This window comes from Sphingobium sp. (assembly GCF_032153725.1).
Lineage (GTDB): Bacteria > Pseudomonadota > Alphaproteobacteria > Sphingomonadales > Sphingomonadaceae > Sphingobium.
Map to the genome: position 1 here is coordinate 1 of NZ_JALDYQ010000117.1, position 9,180 is coordinate 9,180.

The 9,180-nt window shown below is 64.4% G+C and carries 9 protein-coding genes; 2 read left to right on the top strand and 7 right to left on the bottom strand.

The window, feature by feature from the left end; all coding sequences use genetic code 11:
- Positions 1-61: 61 nt before the first annotated feature.
- Entirely contained in the window at positions 62-823 is a 762-nt protein-coding gene (locus RUH75_RS22550) for a molybdopterin-binding protein (RefSeq protein ID WP_313809453.1), read from the top strand.
- Between the two features lie 182 nt (positions 824-1,005).
- On the opposite strand, the gene RUH75_RS22555 is transcribed toward RUH75_RS22550, so the two are convergent.
- The 5 genes from RUH75_RS22555 to RUH75_RS22575 all read right to left on the bottom strand — a co-directional run bounded on the left by RUH75_RS22555 (position 1,006) and on the right by RUH75_RS22575 (position 6,069).
- Positions 1,006-2,655, bottom strand: a complete 1,650-nt coding sequence (locus RUH75_RS22555) for an acyl-CoA dehydrogenase family protein (RefSeq protein ID WP_313809445.1) — start codon at positions 2,653-2,655, stop codon at positions 1,006-1,008.
- A complete protein-coding gene (locus RUH75_RS22560) occupies positions 2,652-3,518 on the bottom strand; it encodes an enoyl-CoA hydratase (protein ID WP_313809446.1) in 867 nt (288 codons plus the stop codon). Before RUH75_RS22560 ends, RUH75_RS22555 begins: the two co-directional genes overlap by 4 nt.
- An 11-nt stretch (positions 3,519-3,529) precedes the next feature.
- The gene (locus RUH75_RS22565) at positions 3,530-4,312 is read right to left on the bottom strand and encodes an SDR family NAD(P)-dependent oxidoreductase (protein ID WP_313809447.1); all 783 of its coding nucleotides are present in this window, start codon (positions 4,310-4,312) and stop codon (positions 3,530-3,532) included.
- On the bottom strand, positions 4,309-5,562 hold the full coding sequence (locus RUH75_RS22570; protein ID WP_313809448.1) for a CaiB/BaiF CoA-transferase family protein: 1,254 nt from the start codon (positions 5,560-5,562) through the stop codon (positions 4,309-4,311). The genes RUH75_RS22565 and RUH75_RS22570 overlap by 4 nt, the downstream gene beginning before the upstream one ends.
- Positions 5,563-5,694: 132 nt before the next feature.
- The gene (locus tag RUH75_RS22575) at positions 5,695-6,069 is read right to left on the bottom strand and encodes a cytochrome c family protein (RefSeq protein ID WP_313809449.1); all 375 of its coding nucleotides are present in this window, start codon (positions 6,067-6,069) and stop codon (positions 5,695-5,697) included.
- 121 nt (positions 6,070-6,190) lie between these two features.
- Between RUH75_RS22575 and RUH75_RS22580 the strand changes: the two genes are divergently transcribed.
- Entirely contained in the window at positions 6,191-7,087 is an 897-nt protein-coding gene (locus RUH75_RS22580; protein WP_313809450.1) for a DMT family transporter, read from the top strand.
- A 218-nt stretch (positions 7,088-7,305) separates the two neighbouring features.
- Here RUH75_RS22580 and RUH75_RS22585 read toward each other — a convergent pair whose 3' ends face one another.
- Positions 7,306-8,502: an acetyl-CoA C-acetyltransferase gene (locus RUH75_RS22585; RefSeq protein WP_313809451.1), complete on the bottom strand. Its 1,197-nt coding sequence runs from the start codon at positions 8,500-8,502 to the stop codon at positions 7,306-7,308.
- A 16-nt stretch (positions 8,503-8,518) separates the two neighbouring features.
- Positions 8,519-9,180 (bottom strand): acyl-CoA dehydrogenase family protein (locus RUH75_RS22590; protein ID WP_313809452.1); only part of this gene is annotated, 662 nt, incomplete at its 5' end.

Consider the following 9,180-nt stretch of genomic DNA (forward strand, 5'->3'; position numbering starts at 1 on the left):
CGTCAGAACTGAATGTCGATCCGCCCTAGGCATGGCGCGCGGCACAGGCTATGGCCAGCCCATGGTCGATCCCAACCGCATCTGGACCGCAGCGCTGATCGTGATAGGCGATGAGATTCTCTCGGGCCGGACACAGGACAAGAATGTGTCCCAGATCGCCACCTGGCTGAATGTGCAGGGCATTCGTCTGGGCGAAGTCCGTGTCGTCGCGGACGCGGTCGACGCGATCGTGGAGGCCGTCAACACGCTGCGCGTGCGCAATGACTATCTGTTCACGACCGGCGGCATCGGTCCGACCCATGACGACATCACGGTCGATGCGATCGCGCAGGCACTGGGCATCGGGGTGGAAATCCACGAGGGCGCGCGGGCCATGCTGTCGGGCTATTATGAGACGCGCGGCGGGCTGACCGAGGCGCGGCTGCGCATGGCGCGGGTTCCCGAGGGGGCGAGTCTGATCGAGAACCATATGTCCGGGGCGCCGGGCATCAGGCATGGCAATATCTTCATCATGGCAGGCGTGCCGCATATCACCGCCGGGATGCTGGATAGCCTGACGGGAAAGCTGGAAGGCGGGTTGCCGGTGCTGTCGGCGACGATCGGCTGCTGGGTGGCGGAGAGCGAGATTGCCGATCTGCTCGGCGCGACGGAGCGGGCGCATGAAGGCGTCCAGATCGGGAGCTATCCCTTTTTCCGCGAAGGGAAGACGGGAGCGAATTTCGTGATCCGCTCGACCGACGCAGCGGTGCTGGAGCGCTGTGTGGCGGATTTGAGCGCCGCGCTGGAGCAGGGTGGATGGCCGCCGGTGGCTGGGGGGATTTGATCCGCCTGAGTGGCCAATTTGGGTGGATGGCGGACTGTCCGCTTCCTTGAAGCCCACCGTGTTCCTGCGCAGGCAGGAACCCAGTCCCGCCCTCACTTCGTCACAGCAACATCCGAACTGGGCCCCTGCCTGCGCAGGAGCACGTCGCGCTCAATGTCCAAAAATGGCCAATGGCTGTCCTTTCAATTTCCCCCATCCAGCAACCGTCGTGCGATCACCTGGGCCTGGATTTCTCCCGCGCCTTCGAAGATGTTGAGAATGCGCGCGTCGGCCAATAAGCGGCTCACCTGATATTCGGTGGCGAAGCCGTTGCCGCCGTGGATTTGCAGCGCATTGTCCGCCGCCGCCCATGCCACGCGCGCGCCGATCAGTTTCGCCATGCCCGCTTCCAGGTCGCAGCGTTTGCCCTCGTCCTTCCGGCGCGCGGCGAAATAGGTGAGCTGGCGCGCGCCCATGATCTCGGCCGCCATCATCGCCAGCTTGTTGGCGACGCGGGGGAAGTCGAAGATCGGGCGGCCGAACTGCTTCCGGTCCAGCGCATAGGACAGGCCGATGTCGAGCGAGGCCTGCGCCACGCCGATGGCGCGGGCGGCCGTTTGGATGCGCGCGCTTTCGAAGGTCGCCATGAGTTGCTTGAACCCCTGACCCTCGACGCCGCCGAGCAGGTTCGCGGCGGGGACGCGGAAATCCTCGAAGCCGATCTCATATTCCTTCATGCCGCGATAGCCGATCACCTCGATCTCGCCGCCGCTCATGCCGGGGGTGGGGAAGGGATCGGCCACCGTGCCGCGCTGTTTCGGCGCGATCAGCATGGAGAGGCCGCTATAGTTCTTAGTGTCGGGATCGGTGCGGACGAGCAGGGTCATCACGTCGGCGCGGGCCGCGTGGGTGATCCATGTCTTGTTGCCGTTGATCCGATATTCGCCTTCACTCAGCGTCGCGCGGGTGCGAAGCGAGCCGAGGTCGGAACCTGTGTCGGGTTCGGTGAAGACGGCGGTGGGCAGGATCGAGGCGTTGGCGATCTGGGGGAGCCAGTGGGCCTTCTGCTCATCGGTGCCGCCGGTCAGGATCAGCTCCGCCGCTATTTCCGAGCGGGTGGCGAGCGAGCCGACGCCGATCCAGCCGCGTGAAAGCTCCTCCGACACGACGCACATGGCGGTCTTGCCCATGCCCAGGCCGCCAAATTCTTCGGGAATGGTCATGCCGAACACGCCCATCTCGCCCAGTTCCTCGACCAGGGGGAGGGGGATCAGCTCGTCCTTAAGGTGCCAGTCATGGGCGAAAGGGGCGACCTTCTGGTTCGAGAGGGCGAAGAATTGTTCGCGCACCATGTCGAACATGTCGTCCAGCCCGCAATTCTCCAGCGTCGCATGGCCGCGCTGGGCGACCAGATGGCGGGCAATGGCTGATTTGACCGCTTGCCCGCCGCCCTGCCGGATGAGGGTGCGGAAGGCGGGGGCTTCGAGCGCGGACAGGTCGTCAGTCAGGTCCGTGGCGCGGATGACTTCGCCCTGGTTCATCGGAATGCCGCCGAGCATCTGCGCGCCATATTCCGCGAACAGGAGTTGGGCGAGAAGGGCCTCGATCTCTCCGAAGGCGCCGTCGGTGGCGAGATTGGCGGCCCAGTTGGCAACTTCCCGCATCATTTCGGCATAGGAGGCGAACCAGCCGAAGCCGTGCACCACATGCTGCTCGACATCGGCCAACACGCGGTCGACCTTGCCGCTGTCGTTGGTGATGCGGGCCTTCACCTGCGGCTGGGCGGCGGCGACGAAGGCTTGCGCCGCGTCGGCCGCGCCCGAGAGCAGGGCGGGAAGATCGGGAAGGATCATGCTTCGCCTGCCTGCTTCTTGTTGGCCGCAGCCATCGCCTTGGCATCCAAATTGCCGACGAGATTGCCGGTCATCAGCTGATTATGCGCATGGGCGAGGTGGTGCATGTGGAACACGCCGTCCATCGCCTGCCGCTTGCCGCGCAGATCCTCCACGAAGTTGAACGCCTGTTTGGTGAGGGCGAGGCCGAAGCGGTCATGCTGGGCGATTTCGGCGGCGATCTTCGCCACTTCCTCGCGCAGGGTTTCGCGCGGGAAAATCTCGTTCACCATGCCGAATTGATAGGCGCGCTGGGCGGGCATGCGGCGGCCGAGCAGCAGCAGTTCGCGGGCGACGCGCGGCGGCAGTTCGAAAGCATGGGCGAAATATTCGACGCCGGGCTGGGCCATGCGCTGCACCGGGTCCTGGAAGAAGGCATCCTCCGACGCGACGATCAGGTCGCATACCCATGCCAGCATCAAACCGCCCGCGATGCAGGCGCCCTGCACCATGGCGATCATCGGCTTGGGGATTTCCTGCCAGCGGCGGCAGAGGCCCAGATAGCCGTCCTGCTCCAGCACATATTGCCGCTCCGCGCCGCCCTTGTTCAGATGATCCCACCACATGGTCGTGCGGAAGCGGGGCATGTGGCTGTCCTTCTCCGGCGTGCCGATATCGTGGCCGGCGGAGAAATGCTTGCCCTCGCCACCAAGGACGATGACCTTGACCCCGTCATCCTCGACGGCGCGCTTGAAGGCATCGTCCAACTGCCCCAGCAGCCGGTAATTCTGCGCATTGCTATATTGCGGGCGGTTCAGCATCACCCATGCGACGCCGTCCTCGACCCTGTAGGTCACATATTCGGGTTGCGCTTCTTCGGACATGTCTCGTCTCCTCAGCGCGGCGCCATGCGGATGGCGCCGTCCAGCCGCACATCCTCGCCGTTCCAATAGTCATTCTCTATCATCGCCAGCGCCATCGCGCCGAATTCGGCGGGCTGACCGAAGCGCTTGGGGAAGGGCACCGTCGCGGCCAGCGAGGCGCGCACCGTGTCCGAAGCGCGGGCCATCAGGGGCGTGTCGAAAATGCCCGGCAATATGGTGTTGACGCGGATGCCGTCATTCATCAGGTCGCGGGCCATCGGCAGCGTCAGGCTGACGACGCCGCCCTTGGACGCGGCATAGGCGGTCTGGCCGATCTGGCCATCTTCGGCCGCCGCGCTGGCGGTGTTGATGATGACGCCGCGCGCGCCATCCTCCAGCGGTTCCAGATCGAGCATCCCCCTGGCCGACTTGGCGGCGCAGCGGAAGGTGCCGATCAGATTGATCTGGATGATGCGTTCAAAGGCATTGAGCGGGAAATGCTTCGTCTCGCCGGTGGTCTTGTCGCGACTGGCGGTCTTGATGGCATTGCCGGTGCCCGCGCAGTTGACGATGATCCGTTCCTGCCCATGGGCGGCGCGGGCCTTTTCGAACCCCGCGTCGACCGAGGCTTCGTCGGTGACGTCGACCTTGCAGAAGGTGCCGCCGATTTCGCCCGCGACCCGATTGCCCGTTTCCTCATTGAAGTCGAACAGGGCGACCTTCACCCCCCTGGCGGCGAGCGCGCGGGCGGTGGCTTCGCCCAGGCCGGAGGCGCCGCCGGTGACGATCGCGGATACGCTATGGTCGAGTTTCATGGCTGTTTCCTCTCCTTGATGGGGCGTTGGGCGATCGCGCCCTCGGCGGCCAGCGCATCGAGCGCGGCATCGTCGAGGTCGAGCCACTGGCCCAAAATCTCACGACTATGTTCGCCCACGCGGGGGGGGCAATGGCGGTAATCGGCAGGCGTCGCGGACAGCTTGCCCGGATAGGCGACGGTCGGGATCTCCACGCCATCCTCCTCGCGGGAAAAGCGGTGGACGGTGTTGCGCGCTTCGATGAAGGGGTCTTCGAACACGTCCTTGATGCTGTTCACCGGCCCGGCGGGCACGCCCCGCGCCACGAAGCGCTCCATCAGGGCGTCGCGGGGGAAGGGGCGGACGATTTCCTGCACCTTTGCCTCAATGACGTCGCGGTTGATGAGCCGCTGGGCGCTGGTGGCGAAGCGCGGATCGGTGCCGAGTTCGGGATGCCCCATTTCGGTGCAGAAGGCGCGGAATTGCCGGTCATTGCCGATGGCGATGATAATGACGCCGTCCGCGACCTCGAAGGTCTTGTATGGCACGACGGTCGGGTGGCGGTTGCCCAGACGCCCCGGCACCACATTGCCGACCAGATAATTCATGCCCTGATTGGCGAGCATCGCGATCTGGGTGTCGAGCAGGGACACGTCGATCTGCTGCCCTTCGCCGGTGCGTTCGGCATGGCGCAGCGCCATCATGATGGAGACGGTGGCATACATGCCGGTCGACAAGTCGGCCATCGCCACGCCGGCGCGCAGCGGGCCGCCATTTTCCTCGCCGGTGATGCTCATGAAGCCGCCCATGCCCTGCGCCACGAAATCATAGCCGCCGCGATCGGCATAGGGACCGTTCTGGCCGAAACCGGTGATCGAGCAGTAGACGAGCCGGGGGTTGACCGCGCGCAGGCTGTCGTAATCGAGGCCATATTTCTTCAGGCCGCCGACCTTGAAATTTTCGACCAATATGTCGGCTTGCGCCGCCAGCTTGCGGATGAGGTCCGCGCCCTGTGGTGTCGCGAGGTTGATCGCGGCGGAGCGCTTGTTGCGGTTGCAGGAGAGATAATAGGCGCTGGTGCCGATCTCCGGCTCATCGTCCGCGCCGGTCAGGTATGGCGGCCCCCAGGCGCGGGTGTCGTCGCCATGGCCGGGCAGCTCGATCTTGATCACGTCCGCGCCGAAATCGGCCAGAATCTGCGTCGACCAGGGACCGGCGAGGACCCGCGACAGGTCCAGCACCTTGATCCCTTCAAGGGCGCGGGCGCTCATGCCCGCGATCCCGCCATCATGTCGTCGGAAAACCGCATCCGCTCCCGTCTTTCTGTTGCGTCGATTGACTCAACAGATAGCGGGAGAGGACGGCTAGTGCAACGATTTTTGCACTATAGGATAGTTTTCAGATCATTTCTTCTTCGCGCTGGCCAGATAGGCGATCAGATTGGCGCGATCGGCCGGATTGGGCAGGCCCGCGAAGATCATCCTCGTGCCCGGCACCTTGGCGGCGGGTTTGGCGAGGTAAGCGTCGAGCGATTTGGCGTCCCAGCGAATCCTGGCGTTCTTCATCGCGGGAGAATAGGCAAAGCCCGGCACCGTGCCCGATGTGCGGCCCACAATGTCCGCCAGCGACGGCCCGAGCCGGTTCGCGCCCGGATCGACCGAGTGACAGGCCATGCAGCGGGCGAAAACGGTCTTGCCCTTGGCGGCGTCACCCGTCTGCGCCAGCGCGGGCGATGCGATCAGGACGGTGGCGGCAATGGCGGCAAATTTGGCAATCATCCGGAATCCTCTTCCCTTCATCTTTCGCTGGATTTTATACCAGTGTGCATAAATAAAAATAGCAATATGAGTCTGAACGGCGATTGAAGCAGATGGGCCGTCATAACAAGAAGGAAACGCGATGGAGGATGTTGCGGAAGGGGAGATCCGGCGGCTTGGTCCGGTGGGCATGATGCTGGCGTTGCTGGTCAATGTCATGTTCGCGCTGAACGTAATCGCCATGAAAGTGGTGGTCGATGCCACTGCGCCCCTTTTGTCGGTGGCCTTGCGCATGGGGACCGTGTTTCTGCTTTGCGCTCCGGCCCTGCGTCCTTTGCCGGGGCGGACGGGGTGGCTGGCCCTTTATGGCTTTCTGAATGGCGGGTTCTTTCTGCTGCTGCTGAACATCGCGCTGTTCATGGCGACCAATGTGGGCGCGCTGGCGATTGCGGGGCAGTTGAGCGTGCCTTTCTCGCTGCTGCTGGGCGCCTTGCTGCTGGGTGAGAAGCTCAACGGCCGAAAGATAGCGGGCGTCATTCTGGCCTTTGCGGGGGTGGTGGCGCTGGTGTTCGATCCGCATATACTGACGGAAATCCCGGCGATGCTGGTGATGGCGGGCGCGGCGATGACATGGGGCGGAGCGACGCTGGTGCAGCGCAAGCTGGCCGGGGTGAGCGTGATGAACGGGCAGGCGTGGAACGGTTTGATGGGTGCGGTGACGCTGGCCCCCTTCGCGCTGATGTTCGAGCGCCCGGCGATTGCGGGGCTGGCGCATGTGGGGTGGGTGCCGGTGGCCTGGTTCGCCTTCACCTGCCTGGGGTCGACGATCGTTGGGCAGGGAACGCTGGCCTGGCTGCTTCAGCGTTATCCGATTTCCACCATCATGCCGTTGATGCTGGCATCGCCGGTGATGTCGACGGTGTTTGCCTCGCTCTATTTCGCGACGCCGATCACCGCCGTGATGATCGGTGGCGGGACGCTGGCGCTGATCGGCGTGGCGATCATCGCGCTGTCGCCGGATCGGAAGAGCGCGGGGTAAAGCGACGGAGAAGGGTGGAAGGCGGACGGTCGGCCTAGCTGAGCATTCCTTGATACGCGCCGTGTTCCTGCGAAGGCATTCGAACGAGACGAGTGGCTCGTGAGAACCCAGTTCCGCCCTCGCCTCATCATGGCAACGTCTGGACTGGGCTCCTGCCTGCGCAGGAGCACGTTACGCTTAATGACCAGTATTGGCCAATCTGACACTAAACAAACGGATCAAGCCCGCTCGAACACCGCTGCCAGGCCCTGACCACCGCCGATGCACATCGTTTCCAGCCCATAGCGGCCGTCGCGCCGCTCCAATTCGCGCAGCAGATTGGCAAGGATGCGCCCGCCGGTAGCCCCGATCGGATGGCCGAGCGAAATGCCCGAGCCATTGACGTTCAGCTTGTCCCGATCGTCCCAGTTCCACCCCTTGAGGCAGGCCAGCACCTGCGGCGCGAAGGCTTCGTTGAGTTCGACCAGATCGATGTCGCTCCAGCCAAGGCCGGTGCGCGCGAACAGCCGCTCGACCGCCGGAACCGGCCCGATCCCCATGCGGGAAGGGTCGCAGCCCGCCGCAGCCCAACTGTGCAGATAGCCCATGGGTTCGAGGCCGAGTTCGCTCAGCTTATCCTCTGCCACCACCAGACAGGCTGCCGCCGCGTCATTTTGCTGACTCGCATTGCCCGCGGTGACGACGCCGTCCTTTTCGATGGGCTTCAGCAGGGCGAGCGATGCCGGCGTCGCGTCGGCGCGAATGCCTTCGTCACGGACGAACATCACCGGTTCCCCCTTGCGCTGGGGCACGGGGACGGGGACCAGTTCGTCGTCGAACTTGCCCGCTTCCCAGGCGGCGGTGGCGCGCTGGTGGCTCATCGCGGCATATTCGTCGCAGGCTTCGCGTGAGATGTCATAATCCCTGGCGAGATTGTTCGCCGTCTCGATCATGCCGCTGATGATGCCATAGCGGGCGATCGGCTGGGACATCACCCGGCCGCGCGTCAGGCGGTCATGGAACTGGGTCGAGCCGGACCGCGCGCCCCAGCGATGATCGATCGAATAATATTCGACATTGGACATGCTCTCCACGCCGCCCGCGATGACGACATCTGCCGCGCCCGTCTGGATGCGCATGGCGGCGTCGATCACGGCTTGCAGGCCGGAACCGCAGCGGCGGTCGAGCTGCACGCCGGGGACGGATTCCGGCAGGCCCGCCGCCAGCGCCGACCAGCGGCCGATGCAGGGCGCTTCGCCATTGCCGTAGCCCTGGCTGAACACCACGTCGTCGATCCGTTCGGCATCGATCTTCGTGCGTTCGACCAGCGCCTTGATGATGATGGCGCCCAGATCGCCGGCGGTCATGGATTTCAACGACCCGCCATATTTGCCGACGGCGGTGCGGATGGGGGCGACGATGGCGGCTCTGCGCATGGGAAATTCCTTCGGGTTAGGCGGCGGCTTCGGCCTGTTTGATCATCTGCCTGGCGATGATGGTCTGCTGGATCTGGCTGGTGCCTTCATAGATGCGGAACAGCCGGACATCGCGATAGAAGCGCTCGACCTTATATTCGGCCATGTAGCCCGCGCCGCCATATATCTGCACCGCGCGGTCCGCGATCCGGCCCACCGCTTCGGAGGCATGATATTTGAGCGCCGCGCATTCGAGGCTGACGCGGTCGCCCGCGTCGAACTTCGCCGCGACCGATTGCATCAGCGCTTCGGTGGTCAGCATATCGACCTTCATGTCGGCCAGCATGGCCTGAACGAGCTGGAAATCAGCGATGCGCTGGCCGAACTGCTTGCGTTCCAGGGCATAGGAAAGCGCCATGTCGATAAGCCGCTGGCACATGCCAAGCGCGACGGCGGCGATGTGGATGCGCCCGCGATCCAGCACCTTCATCGCGGTCTTGAAGCCACGCCCCGGCACCCCGCCGATGATGTTCTTCGCGGGCACCACCACGTCGTCCAATATGACGTCGGTGGTGATCGACCCCTTCTGCCCCATTTTCTTGTCGGGCTTGCCGAAGCTGATGCCTGGCGTGTCGGCGGGCAGGATGAAGGCGGAAATGCCCGCCGCGCCCCTGACATCCGGTTCGGTGCGCGCCATCA

What these genes read in the sequence shown, in the direction of transcription:
- RUH75_RS22550 (WP_313809453.1), top strand. Translation starts at nt 62, where the DNA reads ATGGTCGATCCCAACCGCATCTGGACCGCAGCGCTGATCGTGATAGGC.
- RUH75_RS22555 (WP_313809445.1), bottom strand. Translation starts at nt 2,655, where the DNA reads ATGATCCTTCCCGATCTTCCCGCCCTGCTCTCGGGCGCGGCCGACGCG.
- RUH75_RS22560 (WP_313809446.1), bottom strand. Translation starts at nt 3,518, where the DNA reads ATGTCCGAAGAAGCGCAACCCGAATATGTGACCTACAGGGTCGAGGAC.
- RUH75_RS22565 (WP_313809447.1), bottom strand. Translation starts at nt 4,312, where the DNA reads ATGAAACTCGACCATAGCGTATCCGCGATCGTCACCGGCGGCGCCTCC.
- RUH75_RS22570 (WP_313809448.1), bottom strand. Translation starts at nt 5,562, where the DNA reads ATGAGCGCCCGCGCCCTTGAAGGGATCAAGGTGCTGGACCTGTCGCGG.
- RUH75_RS22575 (WP_313809449.1), bottom strand. Translation starts at nt 6,069, where the DNA reads ATGATTGCCAAATTTGCCGCCATTGCCGCCACCGTCCTGATCGCATCG.
- RUH75_RS22580 (WP_313809450.1), top strand. Translation starts at nt 6,191, where the DNA reads ATGGAGGATGTTGCGGAAGGGGAGATCCGGCGGCTTGGTCCGGTGGGC.
- RUH75_RS22585 (WP_313809451.1), bottom strand. Translation starts at nt 8,502, where the DNA reads ATGCGCAGAGCCGCCATCGTCGCCCCCATCCGCACCGCCGTCGGCAAA.